We start from the raw sequence: 23,828 nt of genomic DNA on the forward strand, positions 1-23,828 counted from the left end.
CGGGCTTCCGAACTCACTCGGGCCCGTGCTCCGACCACCCCGCCACCTCGAACCGTACGGTCACGTCCCTGCGGTGGACCTCCTCGCCGCAGTCGCGGCACGTCACCGCCGGGTCGAGGTCGGCGCCGCACTTGTGGCGCCACACCGTCGGCGGCACCTCGGCCAGGTGACGGTCGCCCCAGTTCATCGACATCAGCAGGACCGGACGCAGCTCCCGGCCGGCCGGGGTCGCGCGGTACTCGTAGCGGGGCGGGCGTTCGCTGTAGAGGGTGCGCTCCAGGACGCCCGCGTCGACCAGGCCGCGCAGTCGGGTGGTCAGGATGTCGCGCGGGGCGCCGGTGTTGCGGGCGATCGCGTCGAAGCGGTGGACACCGAAGAAGACCTCGCGCAGGACGAGCAGGGAGTACTTCTCGCCGACCACCGAGAGGGCGTCGGCGATCGAGCACGGGCGCGGGTTCTTGCCCCGAGGGCCCCCGAGGCGCGACGGCGCCTCCGCGGTCCTCATCACCTCCAGCGAGACGGCGGCCCGCCTCGGACTGCGCCCGCTCGCCCGGCTGCACAGCTTCGCGGTGACCGGTTCCGGCCCGGTCCTGATGCTGACCGGGGTCATCCCGGCGACCGAGCGGGTGCTGCGCAGAGCGGGACTGAGCCTCGGCGACATCGACCTCTTCGAGGTCAACGAGGCGTTCGCGAGCGTGGTCCTCGCCTGGCAGCAGGAGACCGGCGCCGACCCGGCGAAGGTGAACGTGCACGGCGGCGCGATCGCGCTCGGCCATCCCCTCGGCGCGAGCGGCACGCGGCTGATGACGACCCTGGTCCACGCCATGCGCGTACGCGGGGCCCGCTATGCGCTCCAGACGATGTGCGAGGCGGGCGGGCTCGCCAACGCCACGATCCTGGAGGCCGTTTGACGACACACCGGTTCCGGCCGCCTCGCGCGGAGCGGCGGCCGGGCACGGTCACCACCCGCCCGATTGCTAGTTGTTCGCCACGAACCGCCGGGCCAGTCGGTTGCCCAGCCTCACCGCCGCGCCATGGCTCTCGATCGGATGGACCTCGGAGCCCTTGAACAGGATGTACGTCACGCCGGAATCGGCTCCGCCCGTCTTCGGGTCGGGATCCATGCCAAGTGCCTTGGCGGTGGCATACGAGGCCTCTCCTGTGATCCCGCTCGGCCCGGTGTCGCCGACGACCGCGTACACGACCTTGTTGCGGTAGATGACGGCGGCCACCGAGCCGCCCTTGATGCCGGACGAAGCGTAGTTCCAGATGGGGCCGGGGCTCGGCACCACCACGAAGGGCAACTTCTCCGCGCTCAGCGGTTGGTCGTCGGACTGGTGGAAGCTGGTGTCGGGCTGGAACCAGGGGTCCGTCTTCCTGTTGCAGGCCCGGCTGGTCCGGCCGTCGCAGACGATGTCCAGATCCGCCTTCCAGAAGACGGCGCCGTTCTTGCCGCAGACCGGAACGGTCGCCGCGGCCTGGGCGTCCGTGCGGTACTTGCCCTGTGAGATCTGAGAACAGCCTTCCACCTTGCCCAGGAGGTCGGCCGCACTGACCGGGCCCTCCGCTGACAGAGCGGGCGCCACCGAACGACGGGCGTCCCGCGCGGTGGCGGGGAGCGCCGCCACGGCGAGCAGGGCGGCACCGGAGGCGGCGGCGAAGGCGAACGTTCTTGTACGCAACGGGAGCCTTTCTGTCGGGAAATGTTCCTTACCCGTTGCGTGACATTCCGCTGCCTCGTCATGCCCGCGACAATCCGCGCCCGTGCCAAGAGGCCCGTGGCTCCCGTCCGTTCAGGACGGGGCCACGGGCCTCACCGGCAACGTCGGCCGGGGCTACTGCTTTCCACTCGGATGGACCACCATCGCCGAGCCGCCGCCGCGCCGCACCTTCTCGGCCGCGGCCAGCCAGCGTCCGTCGGGCAGGCGCTGCACCCCGGTCGCCGCGCCGATCTCCGGGTTCAGCGAGAACGAGTGCCCCAGCGCCTCCAACTGGGCGCGCAGCGGACTGCCGTAGAGGGCGGGTTCGAGTTCGGTCTTCGCCGCGTTGCGCTGGCTGGCACGCGGCGCGGCGATCGCGTCGACCAGCGGCATGCCCCGGTCGAGGTGGTTGATGAGCGTTTGCAGGACGGTGGTGATGATGGTCGCGCCGCCCGGCGAGCCGAGCGCGAGCACCGGCCTGCCGTGCTGGTCGAGGACGATCGTCGGCGAGATGGAGGAGCGCGGCCGCTTCCCCGGGCCCGGCAGGTTCGGGTCGTGGACGGCGGGGCTCGCGGGGGCGAAGGAGAAGTCGGTCAGCTCGTTGTTGAGCAGGAAGCCCCGGCCTGGCACGGTGATGCCGCTACCGCCGGTCTGTTCGATGGTGAGCGTGTACGCGACGATGTTGCCCCACTTGTCGGCGACCGTCAGGTGCGTGGTGTTCTCACCCTCGTACGTGGTCGGGGCCGCGGCGCCCGACGTTCCGCACGCCGTGGGATGGCGGGGGTCGCCGGGCGCGAGCGGACTGGTGAGGACCGCGTTGTCCTTGATCAGGCAGGCCCGCGAGTCGGCGAACCGCTGGGACAGCAGTTCCTTGGTGGGCACGTTCTCGAAGGACGGGTCGCCCACCCAGCGGCCCCGGTCCGCGAACGCGATCCGGCTCGCCTCGATGTAGTGGTGGAGGTACTGGACGTCCGAGGCCTTGGAGAGGTCGGTGTGCTCCAGGATGTTGAGCGCCTCACCGACCGAGGTGCCGCCCGACGACGACGGCGCCATGCCGTAGACGTCCAGGCCCCGGTAGTCGACCTTGCTGGGGGCCCGGAACTTCGCCGCGTAGCCGCGCAGGTCCTTCTCGGTCAGGTCGCCGCTGCGTACCTTGCGGTTCGCCTTGGGATCGACCGGCGGTTTGCGGACGGTCCGCACGATGTCCTCGCCGAGGTCGCCCCGGTAGACCGCGTCGACGCCCTTGCGGCCCAACTCCTCGTAGGTGCGCGCCAGATCGGGGTTCTTGAAGGTGGATCCGACCGCCGGGAGCTGCCCGTTCGGCAGGAACAGCCGGGCCGTGTCGGGGAAGTCGGCGAACCGGGCCTGGTTGGCCGCGGTCTGCTGGCGGAAGGTGGCGTCGACGGTGAAGCCGTCGCGCGCGATCCGCTCCGCGGGCTTCAGGAGCGTGCGCAGCGACTTGCTGCCCCAGCTGTCGAGCGCCTTGTCCCAGGTGGCGGGGGTGCCGGGAGTGCCGACGCTCAGCCCGCTGGTCACCGCGTCCGCGAACGGCAGCGGCTGCCCGTTCTCCAGGAAGAGCGACGACGTCGCGGAAGCGGGGGCGGTTTCCCGGCCGTCGACGGTGTGCACGGAGCGGCTCGCCGCGTCGTAGTAGACGAAGTAGCCGCCACCACCGATGCCCGAGGAGTACGGCTCGGTGACGCCGAGCGCCGCGGCGGTGGCGACGGCCGCGTCCACCGCGTTGCCGCCGTTCTTCAGGACCTCAAGGCCGGCCGCAGACGCGTCGGCGTCGACACTCGACACCACTCCCCCGTAGCCGACCGCCTCGGGCACCTTCGCCGGGGTCCGGGCGGGCGGCGCGGCCGTCGTGGGCGGAGCGGCGGCCACCGAGGCGGCCACGGCGGCGGCGACGGCGAGCAGGGACAGACTCCGAGCAGCGGGGCGACGCATACATACCTCCCGAAGGCGAACGTCCGCGCAGCGTAACGCCGCCGCAGGGGCCACGTCAGGACCGCGCTCGAACAGGGGGACGAACTCCCGCTAGCATGCCCGCCCATGAACGACGACGTACGCAACATCGTCCTTGGGGTAGTGGCGGCGGGCATCAGCGCCGCGCTCGGCTGGCTGACCCGCACCTACCTCTGGAAGCGGAAGCTCCGCCGCAGGCAAGCCTTCTTCGGGCTGCCCGACAACTCCGAGTGCCTGCTGGTCGTCAACCGCGACGCGGGGCACGACGGCGCGGTGCACCGCTTCGACGTGTTCGCCCTCCTCGAACTCGCCTCCCTCATCAAGGACTGCGGGGCGCACGCCCAGATCATTCAGGGCGACCTGGCGCAGCAGGGCTTCGGGGAGCGCACCGAGTTCTGCCTCGGGGGCCCGTATTCGAATCGCCGGACCGGGGCGCACCTCGGCTCCCTGCTGCCCGGCGTGAAGATCAACGTGGACGCCGATCCGGGGCCCGACCGCCAGTCGTTCCAGATCGGCTCGGAGCGCTACCGCATGGAGCAAGGCGTCACCGAGTACGTGATCCTGGCCCGGATCACGGCCGGCCAGGACGCCCGGCCGGTGTTCCTCTTCTGCGGCCAGCGCGCCATCACCAACCAGGCCGCCACCCGCTATCTCGCCCGCAATGCCGACAAGCTCGCCCGCAAGCACGGCCACCGTTCGTTCTGCCTGCTCCTGAAGGTCGTCAACTCCCATGCGTACGGGCCCGATGTGGTGGAGCTCGTCGCCGATGTGACCCGGGCCGCCCAGGAACCGGCTCCGGCGATCCGCACCTCGCACCGGGCGACCGGCTAACTCATGCTCAGCGGCAGGGACTTGACGCCGTTGATGAAGTTGGAGACGAGCCGGCGGGGCGGTGCGGCCAGTTCGGTTCGGGGCAGGATGCGCAGCGCCTCCTCGTGCAGCACCCTCAGTTGCAGCCGCGCGAAGTGCGCGCCGAGGCAGACGTGCGGACCGTCACCGAAGGAGACGTGCGGGTTCGGCGCGCGGCCGAGGTCCAGGCGGTCAGGGTCGGCGAAGACCCGCTCGTCGCGGTTGGCCGAGGCGTGGAAAACGACGACCTTGTCCCCGGCGGCGACGGCCTGTCCGGCGATGGCGGTGTCGCACGCCGCGGTGCGCCGGAAGCTCAGCACGGGCGGATGCCAGCGCAGTAGCTCCTCAACGGCGGTGTCCACCACTACCTGACGATTCATCAATACCGCTTGCTGATCAGGGTGTTCGGCGAGAGCGAGGAATCCTCCCGGCGCCGCGCTGCGCACCGTGTCGTTGCCCGCGACCGTCAGCAGGAAGAAGAACATCTCCAGCTCGGCGTCGGCGAGCTCCGAGTGGGCGAGCGAGGTCATGACGTCGTCACCGGGCCGCTCGCGCTTGTACGCCGCGAGCTGCTGAGCGTACGCGAACATCTCCGCCAGCATCGCGGGCGAGCGCGGGTTGACCGGTCGCCCGTCCGGGCCGAGCACGGGCGACTCGTCCGGGTCCTGGTAGGCGATGACCCGCTCGGTCCACTCAAGGAGCAGCCCCCGGTCGCCCGGCGGCACCCCGAGCAGATCGGTGAGGTTGAGCAGCGCGTAGTCGTCGGTGACGTCGGCCACCAGGTCGAACACGCCGTCCTCGGCGCCGTCGCGGGCCCCGCTCAGCAGCGCGCGGGCCCGCTCGCGCACCAGCGCCTCGAAACGCTCGATGCGGCCCGGCGTGAAAGCGCGGCTCACCAGGCGGCGCAGCGTGCCGTGGTCATGGGGGGCTCCTCCCCCGCCCGAACGGCGCCGGGAGCCCGGACCGGGGTCCTGGTTGAGCATCATGCGGCGGATGAACGGCAGGTCGGCCGGGGCGGGGTCGCGGATCTGGGTGGCGCCGAGCGCCGAGGAGAAGGTGCCGCTCTCCTTCAGGACCCGTACGACGTCCGCGTGCCGGGTGACCGCCCAGAAGCCGGGCCCGGCCGGCCAGCCCAGCACCTCGGGCTCGGCCTGGCGGGCGACCGGGTGGTGATCGCGCAGCTCGCGGTAGGCGGCGTACGGCGGTCCGGCCGCGTAGCGGCGGGGATCGAAGACGTCGGGGACACCGTCGCCCGGGTCAGCCATGGGACCCCCGCCGCTCGGCTCGGCCACGGGGAGCGCGCTCAGACACTGTCCGCCCGCAGGAAGTCCTCGACGGTGCGGATCAGGTCGAGCGGGGCCTCGTCCATGGCGTAGTGGCCGGCGAGGGGCAGTTCGACCAGTTGCCCCGCCGGGTACCAGCGCAGCCAACTGTCGTGCAGAAAGCGGGCGTTGATCGCCGGATCGAGCGCTCCGCACACCGCGAGGGCGGGTATCGGCGAGCCCTCGGTCTCCTCGTGGAAGTCCTCGCCGGCCCAGGAGTCGAGCCAGGCGCGGAAGGCTTTGGGGTCGCTACGCTCGACGGAGCGCCGGGTCATCCGGTCGAGCCAGGCGTCGGGCCGGTTGCCGCCGGTGGTGAAGTCGATGATGGCCCGCCGTTTGGCGCGGTCCTCGGCGGCGGCCGTGAACAGCTCGCGGGTCGCCTCGTCCATCGGCATGCCACTCGCCGGGACCGGCGATATGCCGACCATGCGCCGCACCCGGTTGGGGGCGGCGGCCAGCACGCGCTGGACGACGGAGCCGCCCATCGAGTGCCCGATCAGCGAGAAGCGGTGCCAGTCGAGCCGGTCGGTGAGCGCGAGGAGGTCGGCCGCGCCCTCGCTGGTGGTGAACGCCCCGTGGGCGTCCCTGGCCTCGCCGTAGCCGCGCAGGTCGACGAAGGCGTAGGTGAAGGCGGCCGGGTCGAGGTCGGGCAGCACGGGCGCGTAGGCGCCGCGGTCGGCCAGCCAACCGTGTACGGCGACGACCCGGTGCGGGCCGTCGCCGTGGAGGGTGTGGGGCAGGGTGAATCCGGCCATGGTGCACTCCGATTCCGGGCAGCGGTCGTCATACGGGCACGGCCTCGCGAAGTGGAGCTGTCGGCGCGCGAGACGTACGCGTACACGGTGGCGGTCGCCCCGGCGCGAGGCAAGAAGCCGGTCAGAACTCCCAGGGGCTCTCGGCCGGTTGCACCGTGCGATTCTCGACGGTGACCTCACCGGGCGCGAACCGCCGTACGGGATCGAGCACGCCGGCCGCGTCGAAATCGAAGATCTGCTCCTCGAAGCACAGCCCGTGCGCCCCGGTCGCGCGGCCGAGGACCGGCGCCAGCCGGCGGTACATCGACCTCGGGCGGCTGATGTAGGGAAGCGAGGGAGAGCGCAGGTCCACGACGAGGAAGCGGCGCACCGTGGCGCCGGTGCGCACGGCGACCGCGGACACCGCGACGACCTCGTCCCAGTCGATGCGGCCGGCCAGCCAGGTCGGCAGCCGCACGGTCAGCGCGTCGGCGTCCACCTCCAGGCGCAGCGGGCGCACCAGGTAGCCCGCGAAGGTGGCCGCGGCGGCCAGGACGGCCGCGCCTGACACGGCCATCACGGGGCCCGCGAAGCCGCCGTTCGGGCCGTCGAAGACGGAGGCGGCGGCGATGCACCAGATCACGGCCACGGCGATGGCGGCGAGCGGGACCCAGATCAGGGTGCGCCGCAGCCGCAGGACGACCGGGGCGGCCCCGGGCTGCGTTGCGCTGGCTGAATTCTCCACACGCAGAGCTTGGTCCGTCGGCGGCCCGGACGCCAGAGTGTTACCCATGGGTTTACTGAATTGAAGTCAATAGCCCGGGGATCATTTCGGCACTTTCCGGGCGTTCCACCTTCTCGAATCCGCCGCCCTCCCGGATCGGGCGCGTTCTCGAATCGGGCGCGTTCTCGAATCCGCCGCCCTCTCGAATCCGCCACCTTCTCGGATCGGGCGCCCTCTCGGATCCGGCGCCCTCTCAGGTCTCGCAGCCGAGCGGGCTGAGGGAGCTCGGGGCTCCGGTGCCGAGGATCGTGACCCGCACGGTCCCGCCCCGCGCCACCGCCTGCACGACGGTGCAGGCGATCTGCCGCTGGGCGAGCGGAGTGAGCCCCGAGACGTCCTGGCCGAGCCCGACCGTCACCATGCCATCGGCCAGGCTCATCTTCAACCCGCCCTGGACCGGGGGCAGTTCGGTGCGCATCCCGGCCGCCTTCTCGTTCTTGTCCGGGCCCGCGAAGAGCAGCGGAAGGGACGGCCGGACGCCGGGCCGGACCACCGGCATCAGCCCGTCGGGGCCCACGAAGTAGAGCACGGTGGAGTCCACGCGGGGTGGCAGCGCCTGCGCGCTCGCGGGCCCGCCCACCGCGATGACGTCGGTGGACTGGATGCCGCAGCCACCCGCGAGGAGTCCGGCCGGAAGCAGGGCGAGCGCGGCCAGCGCACGGGGCCGGATGGTCCTGGGCCTCATCGCGCCGCCGCCACGGGTGCGGCCGTAAGAAGTCCGGTGGGCAGCTCGACCCTGAAGACGGCGCCGCCGTCCGGCCCGTTCGCCGCGCTCACCGTGCCGCCGTGCAGCCGTACGTTCTCCAGGGTGATCGCGAGGCCGAGGCCGCTGCCCGCCGAGCGGGTACGGGCCGCGTCCGCCTTGAAGAAGCGGTCGAAGATGTGCGGCAGCACGGCCGGGTCGATGCCGGGCCCGCGGTCGGCGACCTCCACCACCAGCGGACCGTCGCCCGAGCCGGGACGCAGCCGTACGGTCACCGGGTCCGCGCCGTGCCGCAGCGCGTTGCCGACGAGGTTCGCCACCACGATGTCGAAGCGCCGGGGATCGATCATCGCCCGTACTCCGTCCGGGAGTTCGGTGGCGACGCGGTCCTGCCAGTGCCGGTGCTGGAGGGTCTTGCGGATCGTCTCGGCGATGTCGACCTCGTCGGCGTTGAGCTCGGCGGCCTTCGCGTCGAAGCGGGAGATCTCCATCAAGTCCTCGACGAGCGTGGCGAGTTTGCCGGTCTCGGCGGAGATGAGGCGGACGGCGCGCGCTGTGTCGGGGTCGAGCCCGTCGGCGTCCTCGTCGAGCACTTCGGTCACGGCGAGCATGCCCGCCAGCGGGGTGCGCAGCTCGTGCGAGACGTCGGAGGCGAAGCGCCTGGCCCGCGCCTCGGCCTTCTGAAGCTCCTCGACCGAGCGCTCCAGTTCCTCCGCGGACTCGTTGAACGTCCAGGCCAGATCGGCGAGTTCGTCGGAGCCCTTCACCTCGATACGGGTGTCGAGCCTGCCCTTGCCCATACTGCTGGCGGCCCGGCGCAGATCACGCACCGGACGCAGCACGCTGCGCGCGGCGAGCAGCGCGGGCACCACGGCGACGGCGAGGGCGGGCAGCGCGCCGTTCTTGGCCGCCGAGACCATGGCCTGGATGGTGATGCTCTCCGTCTTGAGGTCCATCACGGCGTACAGGTAGAGCCCGCTGCGCTGCTGACCGCCGCTGCGGTCGAACATCACCGGCATGCCGATGGTCAGGTACGGGGTGCCGTCCTGGACGACACGCTGGAACGAGCCGTGCGCGTTCGCGTGGGTCTGCCTGCGCAGCTCGTCGGTGATCACGGTGGAGACGGGCCGGGAGGTGGAGGACGCGCGCAGGCTGCCGTACTCGGCGAACACGATCCAGGGGCGCGGTTTGCCCGCCCCGGCCAGTTCCTGGCAGATGGTCTTCATCGCCGTGGTGGAGGGTGGCAACGCGAAGAACTGGTTGGCTATCTGCTCGCGGAACTGGTCGACGGCCTGGTCCTGGGCCTGCTTGAGGATGGCCGAGCGGGCCGACTGGTAGGTGAGGGCGGCGGTGGTGAGCGCGCTGATCGCGGCCACCAGAAGGAAGGCGGCGATCAGCCGGCCGCGCAGTCCCAGGCGCAGGTTGCGGCGCGCCGGGAACCTCACAGCGGCCCGAAGCGGTAGCCGAAGCCGCGCACGGTCTGGATGTAGCGGGGGGCGCCGTCGGGGCCATCGGTGTCGCCGAGCTTCTGGCGCAGCCGCCGGACGCAGGCGTCGACCAGTCGGGCATCACCGTGGTAGCTGTGCTCCCACACCGATTCCAGGAGCTGCTGGCGGCTGAAGACCTGCTCGGGCGAGGCGGCGAGGTGGAGCAGGAGTTTCAGTTCGGAGGGGGCCAGCGGCAGCCGCTCGCCGTTGCGGGCGGCGGTGAGCCCGGCCCGGTCCAGGGCGAGTTCGCCGTGGAACTCCGGGCCGGGGCGGGCGCCGGGGTCGGCGAGACGGCGCAGCACGGCCCGGATCCGCGCCTCGATGACCTCGGTGCGGGCGGGCTTGACTATGTAGTCGTCGGCGCCGGCTTCGAGGCCCACCACCACGTCGAAGTCGTCGCCGCGGGCGGTGAGCATGATGATCGGCAGCTGGCTGGTCTCGCGTATACGGCGGCAGACCTGGACGCCGTTCATGCCGGGCAGCATCAGGTCGAGCAGCACCAGTTCGGGCTGGAAGGCCTTGAGCGAGGCGAGCCCCGCCTCACCGCTCTCGGCCGCCCGCACCTCGTGGCCGCGCCGGCGCAGCCCGAGTTCGACCCCTTCGCGCACGGAGGGGTCGTCTTCTATGAGGAGCACGCGTGGCATAGGTGTCAGTATCCCCAGGGTCTCAGTGGTCCCGGTGGCGGCCCCGGCGCCGGGAGCCGCGCGCCTTGTCGAGCACGGCGGTGATGTCGCTGAGGCCGAGCGGCCGGGCGAGCAGGGCGAGGACGGCGACGAGGACGGCCGCGCCCGCTGCGGCCGCCGCGACGTTGCCGAGGGGGTCGGCCGCGCGGGCCGCCGCGCGGGCGAGCGCCGCCGCGGGCACGCCCGCGAGCACCAGCCGCAGCTGAGCGAGCAGCGCCGGGGAACGAAGGAGCGGGCCCCCGCCGAGCCTGCGGTTGAGGGTGTACGCGGTGGCCGTGAGCCCGGCGAAGAGCGCCACCGAGTAGGCTCCGGCGATCCCGGTCACCGCCCAGCGGGCGGGCAGCACGAGGTAGGCGACGGCGGTGAGCGCGGCGTTCGCCCCGGCGATGACGAGGTTGAGCAGGAACGGGGTGCGGGTGTCGCCGAGCGCGTAGAAGCCGCGCGACAGGACGTACTGCCCGGACAGCGCGATCAGGCCGGGTGCGAAGGCCATCAGCATCCCTGCCATCACCGTGATGTCGGCGGCGCCCGTCCTTCCGTACTCGAAGACCGACCCCAGGATCCAGGGCGCGAGCGCCAACAGCGCGCAGGCCGCGGGGACGATCACCGCGGCGCAGGTCCGCAGCGCGTAGGAGAGGTCACGCCGGACCGCCGCGAGGTCGCCGTCCGCCGACGCCCGGCTCATCCGCGGCATCAGCGCGGTGACCAGGGACACGGTGACGATGCCATGTGGAACCATCCAGAGCACGTACGCATTGGTGTACGGGGTGTATCCCGCGCCCCCGACAACGCCGTCGCGCACGGCCTCGGTGCCGGCAGTGGTGGAGAGCCGGGTCACCACCCAGTACGCGAGTTGGTTGGAGACGACCAGCAGCACCGCCCAGCCCGCCGATCTCAGCGGCCGGCCGAGACCGCTGCCGCGCCAGTCGAACCGGGGCCGCCAGCGGAACCCGGCCGAGCGCAGCGAGGGGACCAGGGCCAGGGCCTGGACGACGATGCCCGCGGTGGTGCCGTAGCCGAGCAACCGGGTGTCGGTGGCGTCCAGCGTGCCGCCGCTGCCCGAGGCCAGCGCCAAGTAGAGCCCGAACACCCCGATGACGACGAGGTTGTTGAGCACCGGGGTCCACATCATGGCGCCGAACCGGCCGCGCGCGTTGAGGACCTGGCCGAACAGGGTGAACAGGCCGTAGAAGAAGATCTGCGGCAGGCAGTAGCGGGCCAGCGCGATCGTGAGGTCGGCCTGGGCGCCGGTGTAGTCGGTGTAGGCGCCGACGATCAAGGGCGCGGCGAACACGGCGACGGCGGTGACCACGACCAGCGCGGTGGCGCAGGCGGTCATCAGCCGGTCGGTGTAGGCGGCGCCCCCGTCGGCGTGCTCCTTGGCGGCGCGCACCAGCTCGGGCACGAACACCGCGTTGAGGGTGCCGCCGATGAGGAGCATGTAGAGGATATTGGGCACGTTGTTGGCGACCGCGTAGCCGTCGCCGAGCAGGCCCACACCGAGGGCCGCCGCGATCACCGCGGAGCGTACGAAGCCGGTCGCGCGCGAGACGACGGAGCCCGCCGCCATCAGCGCGCTGCTGCGCAGCAGCCCCGAGCTCCGGCCGCCGGCGCGCTCCGCCTCGGCGGCGGTCACCGTCGCCGTCACCGGCGGGCCAAGTAGGCCTGGAAGGCGCGGTACAGCGTGTTGTTGGCGGTGCCGCCCATGGATGTCTCCCACTCCCCCAGCGTCTCGACGACCTGGCCGCCGGTGCCGAGCTTCCAGCGCAGCAGTCCGAAGGGCCGGTCCCGCGGATCAAGTGTGGAGGGTACCCCGCGCATGTCGTACACCTCGGCGCCCAGCGCATGGGCGTCCTGGATCATCTGCCACTGGAGCGCGTTGCTGGGGCGGACCTCGCGGCGGTGGTCGGCGGAGGCTCCGGTCTGGTACCAGACCCGCTTCCCCGCCGTGATCATGGTGTGCGCGGCCAGCAGCTCGCCCTGGTGGACGGCGAGGTAGAGCCGCATCCGGCCGGGCTGTTCGGCGTTGAGGGCTTCGTACTGGCGCCGGTAGTACGCGAGGGAGCGGCCGAGCCGGAATCCGTCGCGCTTCTCGGTTATTCCGAGCAGCCGGTAGAACTCGGGGAGGTCCTCGGGGCCACCGGCCAGGACCCGCACCCCGGCCTTGCGGGCGGTGCGGACGTTGCGCCGCCACTCCTGGTTGAGCCCGCGCCACAGCTCGTCCGTGGTGCGGCCGCCCAGCGGCAGCCGGAAGACGTAGCGGGGCTGGGCGTCCGCGTCGCCTTCGTCGCCGCCGCAGCGCTTCCAGCCGCGCGCTCGCAGCCGTTCGGCGACGGCCGAGCCGAGCGGGTCGACCTCGGTGGCCAGTACGTCGCCGATCCTGCGGCCCGCTCCCGTGGCCGCCTTCAGCCGGGCGGCGTCCCAGCGCCGGTAGGCGGGGCCGGGTCCGATCCGTACGGCGAAGGCGCCCGCCCGTCTGAGATGACGCAGCAACGGGCCGAGCCAGCGGTCGATTCCCGGGTCGGCCCAGTCGGCCACCGGGCCTTCCGGAAGATAGGCGAAGTATTTCCGGGTGCCCGGGAATTGCCGGTAGAGCACCTGGGCGACACCAGCCAATTCATCGTTGTCAAGGGACCATCCGACCCTTTCCGCGAACCATTGGTCCTTCACGTCGGCCCACGCCGGGTATTGCAGGAAACTCGCGTCGCCGCGGCGCGCGAGAAAGGAGCGGTACTCGGGGATGCCGAGGGAGCGTACTCCGGCATCCTGGTCGCGGTCACCGGTCACCAGCAGTGCGGACACGTCCGTGGCCTCCCAACTGCGCCCCGCCGTCGGCTCGTCGGGGGATGCACAGGATGATCACAGCGGCCCGTGACGGGTCCGGGCGCCGTATGTGACGGGACGGTGACCGTTCCTCTGCGGTCCTTGTCACAGAGCGAATTCCTGGTTTTCGGGCGTGTTCCGCAACCTAAAGTCCAGCTGGTGACTCTCACCTACGGAAGAGCATGTGCAACGGAGGATTCCAGATGAGCCGCATATACCGCACCACGTCGCCCCGCCGCCCGGTCCGTCTCGCCGCGATAGCGGCGACGGCCGTCCTCGCCGCCGCTCTGTCCGCCTGCGGAGGCGGAGATTCTTCTTCCGACGGCTCGAAATCCGATCTCAAGGCCGACAAGAAGACCGAGATATCGGTGAACCTGACGGGCAAGCAGGCGAAGGCCGGTGAGCCGGTGAAGGTGACGCTGGCCGACGGCAGACTCCAGACGGTCACGGTCACCGACACCAAGGGCGGCAGACTCGACGGGAAGGTGTCCGCCGACGGCAAGACCTGGACCTCGGACCGCTCGGCCGCGCCCGGCACCTCGTACAGCGTCGAGGCGAAGGACGACAAGGGCGGCAGCGCGAAGGCCGACTTCGCGACGGCGGCGCCCGACAAGGTCAACAAGGTGAGCATGGTGCCGGGCAAGGACACGACGGTCGGCGTCGGGCAGCCGGTCTCGATCGTGTTCGACCACCCGGTGAAGAACCGGGCCGAGGTCGAGAAGCACCTGAAGGTGACGACGTCCGACAACACCGAGGGCTCCTGGGGCTGGATGGAGGACTACTCGGGCAAGGACCGGGTGGACTGGCGGCCCAAGGACTACTGGAAGCCGGGCACCAAGGTGACCTTGGAGGCCGACCTCAACGGCGTGGACTCCGGTACCGCGGGCGGCTGGTTCGTGAAGGACTACAAGACGAACTTCACGATCGGCAGGAACCAGCTCGCCAAGGCCGACCTCGAAAGCCACCGTCTGAAGCTGTACCGCGACGGCCAGCTGGTGAAGGACATCCCGATGTCGGCCGGTACTCCCGGCGGCGACAAGGCGTCCTGGAAGGGCAAGACCGTACTGATGGCCAAGGAGGGGACGATCAACATGAACTCGGAGACCGTCGGCCTCGGCAGCTCGTACAACAAGATGGTCGACTACTCGATGCGGCTCACCTGGTCGGGCATGTACGCGCACGCGGCGCCCTGGAACAACGCCTACTTCGGCTCCGCCAACAAGAGTTCGGGCTGCATCGGCATGAGCGACGCCGACGCCAAGTTCGTCTACGACTGGGTGCAGGTCGGCGACCCGTTCGAGATCACCGGCGACGACGCCAAGGGCACCCAGGCCCTCAACAACGGCTACGGCGAATGGAACCTGACCTACGACGCCTGGAAGGCCAAGAGCGCGCTCGCGGGCAACAACGGCACCCCCAGTAACTGACGCGCCGTCGAATAGTGCACCGCATCGGCCGCGGCGGCCACCGCCGCCCTCACGCCACCAAGGAGAGCGGCACCCCCGTCGCACACCTCCACGACGTGGGCCCGCTCTACATCGAGCACAACCCGCTCGGCGCGCAGCTGACCTTCTCCTCGCCCGCGTCGGATCCGTCATGTCTGACGGTGCCGCTCCGCGAGAAGTGATCACCGGCTGCCGCCGGGCGGGCCATTGCCCCTGAGCTACTGCACTCCCCCCGGGCCTCAAGGGCCCGGGAGGGGCCCTCTCGGCAGCAGCGTCCCTGGTTCGGCCGGTGCGACGTCCACGGCCTCCGTCTTGGGATTGCGCTTCTGTCTCCTGGCCATCCAGGTGGCGAACCAGGAGAGCAGCATGCACATCCCGATGTAGATCGGCGAGATCACCATCACCACGGGGATGAACGGCAAATCGTAGTCGAGATTCGACGCGATGAGCTTCCCCGCGTGCAGGAGCTCTTCATAGGTGATCAGGTAGCCGAGCGAGGTGTCCTTCAGGGCGACCACCAGCTGGCTGATGATGGTCGGCAGCATCGCCCGGATCCCCTGCGGGGCCAGCACGTACGTCATGACCTGCGTCTTGCGCATGCCGAGTGAGAATGCCGCCTCCTTCTGGCCGCGTTCCACGGAGTTGACGCCGGTTCTGAAGACCTCGGCGAGCACCGAGCCGTTGTAGAGCGTGAGACCGGCCACCAGGGCGGGCAGCGGCTGCACCTTCAGCGCCACGAAGATGAAGAAGATCATCACGAGCACGGGCATCGCGCGGAAGAACTCGACGAGCAGCGTCGCGATCCAGCGCAGCGGCCGGTGTTCGGAGAGCCGGCCGGTGGCGAGTACCGAGCCGAGCACCAGCGAGAACACCGACGCGAAGGCGAAGGCCTTGAGGGTGTTGCCGAGCCCGGTGAGCAGCAGCTCCTGGATGCCCTTGTACTCGAAGGGCGTCCACTTGGTGGCGGTGAACTGGTTCGTGTCGAAGAGGAGATAGACGATCCAGCCGAACAGGGCGAGGATCAGCGCCGTGGAGATGACCCCGTAGACGAGGTGGCGCTGCTGGGTCTTGGGCCCGGGGACGTCGTAGAGGGCGCTGGACTGGGTGGACAGCGGCGCGGTCATCGGGCGACTCCCCAGCGCTTTTCGAGGATGTTGAAGACGGCGCTGATGAAGAGGGTGATGATCAGGTAGCCGACGGCGATCCAGACGAAGGTCCAGATGATGTCGTATCCGAGCTCGCTCAACGTCTTGTACGTGCCGAGGAGTTCGGTGACGCCGAACGCTCCGGCGATCGCGGAGTTCTTCGCGAGCGCGATGAGCGTGGAGCCGACCGGCGGGATCACGGACCGGAACGCCTGCGGCAGCACGACCCCGGAGAGGGTCTGGCCGAACGTCATGCCGAGACTGCGGGCCGCCTCGCCCTGGCCCTTGGGCACGGTGTTGATGCCGGAGCGCAGCGCCTCGCAGATGAAGGACGAGGTGTAGCAGCCGAGCGCGATCACCGCGAAGAGCTGGACGGGCAGCACCAGGCCGAAGCGCGGCAGGCCCAGCAGCACGGCGAAGAACAGCAGGGTCAGCGGGGTGTTGCGCAGCACGGTCACCCACACCGTGCCGAGCACCCGGAAGGAGCCCACCGGCGACACCCGGCAGGACGCCATGACGAAGCCGAGCACCAGCGCGACGGCGGAGCCGTAGACGGTCAGTTCGACGGTGCCGAGGAATCCCTCGCCGTACACCGACAAGTTCTTGGTGAGTACGTCCATGGTGCGGGGCCTCAGCTCGCCGGGTAGCGGTCGATGGGAGGGGCGGGCGCGGCGGGACGTCCGGACAGGCCGAGCGTGGCGGCGTACGCCTTCTTCCAGTCGCCGTTCTTCTCGTGGACCTCGATGGCGTCGTCGAGCGCGAACCGCAGCGTGTTGTCGCTGCGGGGCACGCCGATGCCGTACGGCTCCTTGGAGAACGGCTTGCCGACGACCTTGAGTTGATCGGGCACCTTGGCCGCGTAGCCGCTCAGGATGGTGTCGTCGGTGGTGACGGCCGCGACCTGGAAGGTGAGCAGGTTGTCCACGCAGACCGAGTACGTGTCGTAGGCGACCATGTCGACCTTCGGGTAGTCCTTCTCCATCCGCTGGTACGGGGTCGATCCGGCGGCCGAGCAGACCCGCTTGCCGTCGAAGTCCTGGGGCCCGCTCACGTTCTTCTCGTCCGTGCGCACCAGCAGGCCCTGGCCGGCCTGGTAGTACGGGCCCGCGAAGCCGACCAGCTTCTTGCGGTTGTCGTTGATGGTGTAGGTGCCGACGTAGTAGTCGATCTGGCCGTTCTGCAGGGCGGTTTCGCGGTTCGCCGACGCGATGGTCTTGAAGACGATGGTCTTGGGGTCGAAGCCGAGGGAGGCCGACATCATTTTGGCGATCTCGATGTCGAAGCCGGTGTAGACGCCGGTGGCCGGGTCCTTCTCGCCCAGGTAGGGCTGGTCCTCCTTGGCGCCGACGACCAGGTGGCCGCGGTTCTTCGCCCGCCGCCACACCGGGGAGCCGGGGAGGCTGAAGCCCTGGGCGACCGTGTAGTGCGGCAGCAGTTCGACCTTCGGGCCCTTCACCGGTGGGCTGCCCGGCTTGCCGCAGCCGGCCAGGGCCAGCGCGAGCAGCAGCACGGCGAGCGCGCGTCGTTTGGCCGTCATCGTTGCGTACACCCCCCGTTCAGTGCTTGAGGATCTTGGAGAGGAAGTCCTTTGCCCGGTCGCTGTGTGGGTTGGTGAAGAAGTCGTCGGGGGCGCGGTCCTCGATGATGCGGCCGTCGGCCATGAACACGACGCGGTTGGCGGCGGAGCGGGCGAAGCCCATCTCGTGGGTGACGACGACCATCGTCATGCCGTCCCGGGCGAGCTGCTGCATGACTTCGAGGACTTCGTTGATCATCTCCGGGTCGAGCGCGGAGGTGGGCTCGTCGAAGAGCATGACCTTGGGGTCCATGGCCAGGGCGCGGGCGATCGCCACGCGCTGCTGCTGGCCGCCGGAGAGCTGGGCGGGGAGCTTCTCCGCCTGGGTGGCGAGGCCCACCCGGTCGAGGAGTTCGCGGGAACGCCGGTCGGCCTCTTCCTTCTTTCGGCCCCGGACCTTGATCTGGGCCAGCGACACATTGGCGAGAACGGTCTTGTGCGCGAAGAGGTTGAACGACTGGAAGACCATGCCCACTTCGGCCCGGAGCGCCGCGAGGCTCTTGCCCTCTGCCGGAAGCGGTCTGCCGTCGATCGCGATCGAGCCCGATTCGATCGTCTCCAGGCGGTTCATCGTCCGGCAGAGCGTCGACTTGCCCGAGCCGGACGGGCCGATGACCACCACCACCTCGCCGCGGTCGACGGTGAGGTTGATGCCCTGGAGGACGTGCAGGTTCCCGTAGTACTTGTTGACGTCACGCAGCTCGATCAACGGATCGACGGCCATACACTGTCCTGCCCACTCATCGCTGTGTCGAGGTCAGCGCAAACTATCCAGCCCGGTAAGGCACTTCACTTCGACACGCACGAATAGGGCATAAACCGTATTTTGACCCCAGGGGCCGCTGGCGGCAGGCCGGACGCTCAGGCCTCCGAGGCCTCGGCGTACACCTGGAACAGTTCGGGGGCGCCGGTCGCCGCCCAGGTGAGGCCCGCGTCCACCACGTCGATCTCGCGTCCGGAGGCGAGCCGCACCACGGGCTGGCCGCCGGGCCACACGTCCCAGCTCGCGCCCGCGACGGTGCGGACGATCACGGTGCCCAGGTAGAGACCGGCGTCGTTGCCGAGCCAGGGCAGTTCCTCCGGGTCCTCGCGCCAGCGCGGGGTCAACTGGTCGAGGGCGTCCAACGAGGCAGGGCTGTCGTCGAGTTCGAGACGGCTCTGCCAGGCTCGGGTGCGCAGCAGCTCACACTCGGCGAACAGCTTCGCGACGCCCTCCGGGTCTTCCCTGACGGCGTCGTAGACCGCCACTCCGCGGGCCGGTGCGTGCCGCTTTCGCCAGTTCTGGAGGAAGTTCATACGATCCAGACTCCCACTCGAACGCCAGGTTGCACTACAGGCACGCGGAATGCCGCACCGCCCCGGCCGCGCCCCGGGTCAGACCTCCAGGTCCACGACGACCGGGGCGTGGTCGGAGGCACCCTTGCCCTTGCGCTCCTCGCGGTCGACGTAGCTGTCCTTGACGGCCTTGGCGAACGGCTCGTTGCCATAGACCAGGTCGATGCGCATGCCCCGGTTCTTCGGGAACGCCAGCTGGCGGTAGTCCCAGTAGGTGTACGGACGGTCGTACTTGAGCGGGCGGGGCACCACGTCCGACAGGCCCGCCTCGCGCAGCGCGGCGAGCGCGGCCCGCTCCGCGGGGGTGACGTGGGTCAGGCCCTCGAAGACCTTCGGGTCGAAGACGTCCTCGTCGGTGGGGGCCACGTTGAAGTCGCCGAGCACCGCGAAGGGCCGCGCTCCCGCGGCGTCCTCGGCAACGGCCGCCTTCAGGGCCTCGAACCAGCTCAGCTTGTACGTGTAGTGGTCGTGCTCGACTTCGCGGCCGTTGGGCACATAGACCGACCAGAGGCGGACCCCGCCGCAGGTCGCCGAAATCGCGCGCGGCTCCTGCACGCCCTCGTAGTCCGGGCCGCCGGGCAGCCCGAGCACGACGTCGTCGAGGCCGACGCGGGAGACCAGGGCCACTCCGTTCCACCGGCCGGTGGCGTTGACCGCGCTCTCGTAGCCGAGCTCGCGCAGCTCGGCGGCGGGGAAGCCCTCGGCGGTGGTCTTGGTCTCCTGGACGCACAGCACGTCCGTGCCGGTGGCCTCCAGCCAGGCCAGCAGTCGGGGCAGCCGGGCGGTGATCGAGTTGACGTTCCAGGTGGCGATGCGCATGGATCCCAACCTACCGCCCGGCTCCGACAGTCACAGTTCGGTCGAGTCCCCGGGCGTCAGACGAGCGTGCTCGGCACCGCCGAGGGAGCCGATCTGGGAGTCGTAGATCGGCCGGGCGAGGTCGGTGAGCAGGGCGTCGTGGATGTCGATGGCCCGGCGCGGCTTGACCTCGCGTACGTAGTCGATGACCTCGGAGATCTTGTTCCAGGGAGCCATCACCGGAAGCATCAGGGTGTCGACGGCGTGGTCGGGGACGGTCAGCGCGTCGCCCGGGTGGAAGACCGAACCGTCCACCAGGAAGCCGACGTTGGTGATGCGCGGGATGTCGGGGTGGATCACGGCGTGCAGCTCGCCGTGCACCTGGATGTCGAACCCGGCCGCACTGAAGGCGTCGCCGTGGCCGACCGTGTGGACGCGGCCGGGGAAGGCCGCCGAGATCTTCTCCGCGACGCTGCGCAGGGTCCAGATCTCGGCGGCCGGGTTGGCTTCGAGGCCGGTCCGCAGCCGCTCCTCGTTGAAGTGGTCGAGGTGCTCGTGGGTGACCAGGACCGCGTCGGCGCCGAGCGCCGCGTCCTGTTCGCTGAACGTGCCGGGGTCGATGACGAGGGTCCGGCCGTCCTTCTCCAGCTGGACGCAGGCGTGGGTCTTCTTGGTCAGCTTCAGGCTCATGACCCCCATCCTGCCCCCGTCGGCGCCGCCGGGCACAAGATCAAGTCAGCCCCGGGGCGTCGTCTCCTCCCGCACGACGGCGCCCGCCACCCGGAACGCGGCACTGGCCTGCGGGACACCGCAGTACACGCCGGTCTGGATCAGTACTTCCCCGATCTCGTCCGGGGTGAGCCCGGAGCGCAGCGCGGCCCGGGTGTGCGCCGCGAGCTCGTCCAGGTGGCCGCCGGTCGCGAGCGCGGCCAGCGCCACCGCGGCCCGGGTCCGCCGGTCGAGCCCCTCCCGGGACCACACCTCGCCCCAGGCGTAGCGGGTGGCGAGCTCCTGGAAGTCGGTGCCGAACACGTCGGCTCCGGCCGTCTCGGCGTCCACATGGGCATCGCCGAGGACCTCGCGCCGGATCTTCATGCCGAGCTCGTACGGTTCAGGGCTCGCGGCGGACTCGATCGCGGCCGGGGGCGCGGCCTCCGCCGGTATCACGGGCGCGGCGGGTGCTGCCTGGAGCGCCACGACGTGGGCCGCGGGCATCGCGATGTGCCCCGTACCGGAATCGGGCACAGCCTGCCAGGCCGTCGAGAAGTGGCGTACCAGAAGGTCGGTGACGGCGGCGGGCTGCTCGACCGGGGCGAGGTGGGAGGCGCCGGGCACCACGGCGAGGCCGGCGCCGGGGATGCCCGCGACCAGAGTGCGCGCGTCTCCGGGCCCGGTCACCCGGTCCTCGGCGCCGACCAGGGCGAGCGTGGGGGCGGTGATCCGGCCGAGATCGGCGCGGATGTCGAAGGCGGCGAGCGCCTCGCAGGCCGCGATGTAGCAGCCGGGGTCGGTGGTGCGGACCATCTGCACGGCCCACTCCACGATCGCGGGCTGGGCGGCCGCGTAGGTGGCGGTGAACCAGCGCTCGGGCGCGGAGCGCGCCATCGGGTCCATGCCGTTGGTGCGGACGATCACGCCGCGCTGGCGGAACTCGTCGGCGGTGCCGAACCGCGGCGAGGCGGCCACCAGGGCCAGCGAGGCGACCCGGTGCGGGTGGCGCAGGGCCAGGTCGGCGCCGATCGCGCCGCCGATGGAGCAGCCGGCGTAACCGAAGCGCTGGATGCCGAGTCCGTCAAGGGTGGCGATCAGGCGGTCGCCGAGCTCGGCGACGGAGTCGGCAGGCTGGGCGGGGGCCCCGCCGTGGCCCGGCAGATCGAACCGGACGACCCGCCACTGTCCCGCCAGCTCGGGTATCTGGCGGTCCCACATGTGCCAGGTGGTACCCAGTGAGGGACCCAGGACCAGGACCGGGGCGTCTTCTGGCCCGTCAGAGCGGAATTGCAGGGTGTTCATCGGTGTCTCACTCACCCGCCCGACCCTCTCATCAGTCACCAAAAGTCACATCTCCGGGGTCGACATACAGGTCTCGGCTCTCTCGTGACCGCGGGTCCGGCACCGCCGGAACACCCGAGACGTGTTGCGGCGATGCTCGGCGGGACCACCTCGAGACCTTCCGAAATCTCGCCCACCAACAGCTTGACCACCCCACGGTGGACAAGATCCGTCTTCCCCCGATGGAAGACTTGGTCAGGGCCGGATGGATCCCCCGGTTTCTGCTACCGATCCACAGTCGGCAGCCGGGCTCCGCATCCACCTCAATCCCACTGACCACGGGGCGGAGAACATCGCTCGGCTGTGGACCACGAGGATCATGCTTGCTCCCCCGCCGCCACCCCGTGCAGGCCCGTGCAGGCCCTCCCATGCGGTGGCGGCTCCGCGAAGATCCTCCACGTCCGGCTTGACGTACCACCGCTTGGTCGTCTTGACATTCTTATGCCCGGCCCATCGCGCGAGGATGTGGTCGTGTACACCGCGGTTGGCCAGATAGGTGAAGCACGCCGCGCGTGCGAGGTAGAGCCTGACGCGACGGAGCCCGAGGAGCTCCATGAGCCGGTACGCGCGCCGACGGATCTGCTTGATCGTGAAGGCGACTCCCGTCTCGTGCACCAGCACGTAGCCGGATACCACGTACGCCTCCCCCAGAGCGAGCCTCTCCTCGGCCTGGAGGGCCCGGAACGCCTTGAGGGCATCTAGTACCGGAGTCGGCAGGGGCAGAGCCCGCTCACCCGCAAGAGACTTGGTGTCCTTCTCCACCACGTAACCGTTGCCTATCATCGTGCGCGTGTTGGCAATGTCGATCGTGGCGTTCTCCAGATCGACGTCTTCCCACCGGAGGCCGCAGACTTCAGCCGGGCGGAGCCCCATCAATGATAGGAGCAACGCAGCGTAGAGACGCTCCCCTCTATTGATCCGAAACGGTAGGTGTTCTGGGTCGTTGATCCCTGCGTGAGTGAACTGGTGGGGGACGCACGGCAGTTGTCGCCGTCGGCGCAGGAGGCCCTTCGGCTGCGGGCGGTGGCCGCGTTGGTGGCGGGCCGGACTCGCGAGGATGTCGCGGCGGTGTTCCAGGTCTCGCTCAAGGCCGTGGACAACTGGTGGGCGAAGTGGCTGGCCGGCGGACGTGAGGCGCTCGTGGCCCAGCCGCGTGGGCGCCGGGTCGGGGAACATTCTCGACGCGGTCGAGCAGCAGGCGGTGCGGCAGGCCGTGCTGGATCACCGTCCCTGTGACCTGGGGCTGGCCGGGCAGCTGTGGACGCGTGCCGGTGTGGGGGATCTGATCGCGAAGCTGTATCGGGTGCGGCTGACGGAGCAGGGGGTGGGCAAGTACCTGCGCCGGTGGGGTCTGTCGTTCCAGCGCCCGGACAAGCGGGCCGTCGAGCAGAACCCGGAGGCGGTGCGCGTCTGGCGGGAGGAGACCTGGCCGGCGATCCGCGCGAAGGCGAAGGCCGAGGGCGGAGAGGTGCTCTTCGCCGACCAGGTCGGCATCCGCTCCGACCAGGTCACCGGCCGCACCTGGGGCGCCAAGGGGTGCACCCCCATCGTGCGCCGCTCGGGCAACCGGTTCTCGGTGAACGCGATGTCCGCGATCAGCACGAAGGGCCGGATGCACTTCATGGTGTTCACCGAGACCTTCGACGCCGACGTGATGTGCCGCTTCCTCGACCGGCTCGCAGGCCACTTCGACCACAAGGTCCACCTCATCGTGGACGGCCACTGTGCGCACCGCTCCCGCAAGGTCCGCACCTGGCTCGCCGATCACCCCGACCGGATCGAGCTGCACTTCCTGCCGTCGTACTCGCCGGAGCTGAACCCCGACGAGCTGGTCAACGCCGACCTCAAACGGAGCCTGCCGATGCACAGCCGGGCCCGCGACCAGGCCCAACTCGCAGCCGAAACCCGCCGGTTCTTCCACCGACGCCAACGCCAGCCACACATCGTCCGCGGCTACTTCGGCGGCCCGCACCTCCGCTACATCCTCGAATAGAACCCTTTGAGTTTCGGATCAATAATGCTATGAATAAACTTCTGAACCTCCTCAACGTTCCAGGGCGGCACCTCCTCTTTAGTCTTGCGCTCTTCTTTTCGCGCCCTCCGGGGAATGGTCACATTTTCAGCGACATTGATGTACACCAATCGCCGGGTAACGGCTCTCCCCAGAGCTTCCTTCAGTCGAGCAAGGCTCATATCCACGCTTGTGACACTGAGTGGCGTCCCTGCCCTTTTTCCGCGCACCCGACCATGCGCCAGCGCCCAGTCCCTCCATTCCTCCACGTGCTCTTCGGTAAGATCTTGGAGGCGGATCTTGCCGAGTCCCCCACGAACTCGATCCAGGATAGTTGTAGATGGTGGTTTCTTCAAGATCATCAGATTTCATGGCCAGCCATCGGTCAAGCCACTCGTTAACGGTGATCTTGT

The 23,828-nt window shown here is 70.2% G+C and carries 26 protein-coding genes and 1 pseudogene; 6 read left to right on the top strand and 21 right to left on the bottom strand.

All coding sequences use genetic code 11. The annotated features are described in order from the left end of the window. Positions 1-13 precede the first annotated feature (13 nt). A complete protein-coding gene (locus OG522_RS07810; protein WP_329462213.1) occupies positions 14-505 on the bottom strand; it encodes a winged helix-turn-helix transcriptional regulator in 492 nt (163 codons plus the stop codon). Here OG522_RS07810 and OG522_RS07815 point away from each other — a divergent pair. Then, a pseudogene (locus tag OG522_RS07815) lies at positions 474-911 on the top strand (steroid 3-ketoacyl-CoA thiolase); the annotation flags it as partial. The gene OG522_RS07810 and the pseudogene OG522_RS07815 sit on opposite strands and share 32 nt — an antisense overlap. 66 nt (positions 912-977) lie before the next feature. Here OG522_RS07815 and OG522_RS07820 read toward each other — a convergent pair. Further along, the gene (locus OG522_RS07820) at positions 978-1,682 is read right to left on the bottom strand and encodes a glycoside hydrolase family 75 protein (RefSeq protein ID WP_329462214.1); all 705 of its coding nucleotides are present in this window, start codon (positions 1,680-1,682) and stop codon (positions 978-980) included. A 153-nt stretch (positions 1,683-1,835) separates the two neighbouring features. After that, the gene (gene ggt, locus OG522_RS07825; RefSeq protein ID WP_329462215.1) at positions 1,836-3,650 is read right to left on the bottom strand and encodes a gamma-glutamyltransferase; all 1,815 of its coding nucleotides are present in this window, start codon (positions 3,648-3,650) and stop codon (positions 1,836-1,838) included. A 105-nt stretch (positions 3,651-3,755) separates the two neighbouring features. Between ggt and OG522_RS07830 the strand changes: the two genes are divergently transcribed. Then, the gene (locus tag OG522_RS07830) at positions 3,756-4,499 is read left to right on the top strand and encodes a hypothetical protein (protein ID WP_329462216.1); all 744 of its coding nucleotides are present in this window, start codon (positions 3,756-3,758) and stop codon (positions 4,497-4,499) included. Here OG522_RS07830 and OG522_RS07835 read toward each other — a convergent pair. The 8 genes from OG522_RS07835 to OG522_RS07870 form a co-directional block, all read right to left on the bottom strand. After that, positions 4,496-5,782, bottom strand: a complete 1,287-nt coding sequence (locus tag OG522_RS07835) for a cytochrome P450 (protein WP_329462217.1) — start codon at positions 5,780-5,782, stop codon at positions 4,496-4,498. The genes OG522_RS07830 and OG522_RS07835 overlap by 4 nt on opposite strands. A 38-nt stretch (positions 5,783-5,820) precedes the next feature. Continuing rightward, positions 5,821-6,594: an alpha/beta fold hydrolase gene (locus OG522_RS07840; protein ID WP_329462218.1), complete on the bottom strand. Its 774-nt coding sequence runs from the start codon at positions 6,592-6,594 to the stop codon at positions 5,821-5,823. Between the two features lie 121 nt (positions 6,595-6,715). Next, positions 6,716-7,318: a hypothetical protein gene (locus OG522_RS07845; RefSeq protein WP_329462219.1), complete on the bottom strand. Its 603-nt coding sequence runs from the start codon at positions 7,316-7,318 to the stop codon at positions 6,716-6,718. Positions 7,319-7,550: 232 nt separating this feature from the next. Further along, entirely contained in the window at positions 7,551-8,042 is a 492-nt protein-coding gene (locus OG522_RS07850) for a hypothetical protein (protein WP_329462220.1), read from the bottom strand. Then, on the bottom strand, positions 8,039-9,505 hold the full coding sequence (locus OG522_RS07855; protein ID WP_329462221.1) for a HAMP domain-containing sensor histidine kinase: 1,467 nt from the start codon (positions 9,503-9,505) through the stop codon (positions 8,039-8,041). Before OG522_RS07855 ends, OG522_RS07850 begins: the two co-directional genes overlap by 4 nt. Then, positions 9,502-10,191, bottom strand: a complete 690-nt coding sequence (locus tag OG522_RS07860; protein WP_329462222.1) for a response regulator transcription factor — start codon at positions 10,189-10,191, stop codon at positions 9,502-9,504. The genes OG522_RS07855 and OG522_RS07860 overlap by 4 nt, the downstream gene beginning before the upstream one ends. A gap of 22 nt (positions 10,192-10,213) precedes the next feature. Further along, positions 10,214-11,878 (bottom strand): murein biosynthesis integral membrane protein MurJ, encoded by a 1,665-nt coding sequence (gene murJ / locus OG522_RS07865; protein WP_329462223.1) that lies wholly within the window; start codon positions 11,876-11,878, stop codon positions 10,214-10,216. Further along, entirely contained in the window at positions 11,875-13,032 is a 1,158-nt protein-coding gene (locus OG522_RS07870) for a lipid II:glycine glycyltransferase FemX (protein WP_329462224.1), read from the bottom strand. The genes murJ and OG522_RS07870 overlap by 4 nt, the downstream gene beginning before the upstream one ends. Before the next feature lie 224 nt (positions 13,033-13,256). Here OG522_RS07870 and OG522_RS07875 point away from each other — a divergent pair, with 224 nt between their 5' ends. Together OG522_RS07875 and OG522_RS07880 are read left to right on the top strand one after the other, a co-directional pair. Further along, a complete protein-coding gene (locus tag OG522_RS07875) occupies positions 13,257-14,480 on the top strand; it encodes a L,D-transpeptidase (protein WP_329462225.1) in 1,224 nt (407 codons plus the stop codon). Between the two features lie 14 nt (positions 14,481-14,494). Continuing rightward, the gene (locus tag OG522_RS07880) at positions 14,495-14,680 is read left to right on the top strand and encodes a hypothetical protein (RefSeq protein ID WP_329467888.1); all 186 of its coding nucleotides are present in this window, start codon (positions 14,495-14,497) and stop codon (positions 14,678-14,680) included. Between the two features lie 57 nt (positions 14,681-14,737). Here the strand turns inward: OG522_RS07880 and OG522_RS07885 are convergent, their stop codons facing one another. The 9 genes from OG522_RS07885 to OG522_RS07925 all read right to left on the bottom strand — a co-directional run bounded on the left by OG522_RS07885 (position 14,738) and on the right by OG522_RS07925 (position 22,292). Then, a complete protein-coding gene (locus tag OG522_RS07885) occupies positions 14,738-15,622 on the bottom strand; it encodes an amino acid ABC transporter permease (RefSeq protein ID WP_329462226.1) in 885 nt (294 codons plus the stop codon). Next, entirely contained in the window at positions 15,619-16,263 is a 645-nt protein-coding gene (locus OG522_RS07890; RefSeq protein WP_329462227.1) for an amino acid ABC transporter permease, read from the bottom strand. The genes OG522_RS07885 and OG522_RS07890 overlap by 4 nt, the downstream gene beginning before the upstream one ends. Before the next feature lie 11 nt (positions 16,264-16,274). Further along, entirely contained in the window at positions 16,275-17,180 is a 906-nt protein-coding gene (locus OG522_RS07895) for a glutamate ABC transporter substrate-binding protein (RefSeq protein ID WP_329462228.1), read from the bottom strand. A gap of 19 nt (positions 17,181-17,199) precedes the next feature. Continuing rightward, entirely contained in the window at positions 17,200-17,943 is a 744-nt protein-coding gene (locus OG522_RS07900; RefSeq protein WP_329462229.1) for an amino acid ABC transporter ATP-binding protein, read from the bottom strand. A gap of 137 nt (positions 17,944-18,080) precedes the next feature. After that, positions 18,081-18,515: a DUF6278 family protein gene (locus tag OG522_RS07905; RefSeq protein WP_329462230.1), complete on the bottom strand. Its 435-nt coding sequence runs from the start codon at positions 18,513-18,515 to the stop codon at positions 18,081-18,083. A 78-nt stretch (positions 18,516-18,593) separates the two neighbouring features. After that, the gene (locus tag OG522_RS07910; protein WP_329462231.1) at positions 18,594-19,373 is read right to left on the bottom strand and encodes an exodeoxyribonuclease III; all 780 of its coding nucleotides are present in this window, start codon (positions 19,371-19,373) and stop codon (positions 18,594-18,596) included. Positions 19,374-19,403: 30 nt separating this feature from the next. Next, on the bottom strand, positions 19,404-20,051 hold the full coding sequence (locus OG522_RS07915) for an MBL fold metallo-hydrolase (protein WP_329462232.1): 648 nt from the start codon (positions 20,049-20,051) through the stop codon (positions 19,404-19,406). 36 nt (positions 20,052-20,087) lie between these two features. Then, the gene (gene pcaDC / locus OG522_RS07920; RefSeq protein ID WP_329462233.1) at positions 20,088-21,380 is read right to left on the bottom strand and encodes a bifunctional 3-oxoadipate enol-lactonase/4-carboxymuconolactone decarboxylase PcaDC; all 1,293 of its coding nucleotides are present in this window, start codon (positions 21,378-21,380) and stop codon (positions 20,088-20,090) included. Positions 21,381-21,599: 219 nt separating this feature from the next. Beyond that, on the bottom strand, positions 21,600-22,292 hold the full coding sequence (locus tag OG522_RS07925; protein ID WP_329462234.1) for a site-specific integrase: 693 nt from the start codon (positions 22,290-22,292) through the stop codon (positions 21,600-21,602). Positions 22,293-22,439: 147 nt separating this feature from the next. Between OG522_RS07925 and OG522_RS41215 the strand changes: the two genes are divergently transcribed. After that, positions 22,440-22,640, top strand: coding sequence for a helix-turn-helix domain-containing protein (locus OG522_RS41215; protein ID WP_443074820.1), 201 nt, complete (start codon positions 22,440-22,442; stop codon positions 22,638-22,640). After that, positions 22,558-23,397, top strand: a complete 840-nt coding sequence (locus OG522_RS07930) for an IS630 family transposase (protein WP_443074671.1) — start codon at positions 22,558-22,560, stop codon at positions 23,395-23,397. Before OG522_RS41215 ends, OG522_RS07930 begins: the two co-directional genes overlap by 83 nt. Here the strand turns inward: OG522_RS07930 and OG522_RS07935 are convergent. Then, positions 23,382-23,777: a hypothetical protein gene (locus tag OG522_RS07935; RefSeq protein WP_329467889.1), complete on the bottom strand. Its 396-nt coding sequence runs from the start codon at positions 23,775-23,777 to the stop codon at positions 23,382-23,384. The two genes, OG522_RS07930 and OG522_RS07935, sit on opposite strands and share 16 nt — an antisense overlap. Positions 23,778-23,828 lie beyond the last annotated feature (51 nt).

The sequence above is a fragment of the Streptomyces sp. NBC_01431 genome (assembly GCF_036231355.1).
Taxonomy (GTDB): Bacteria; Actinomycetota; Actinomycetes; order Streptomycetales; family Streptomycetaceae; genus Streptomyces.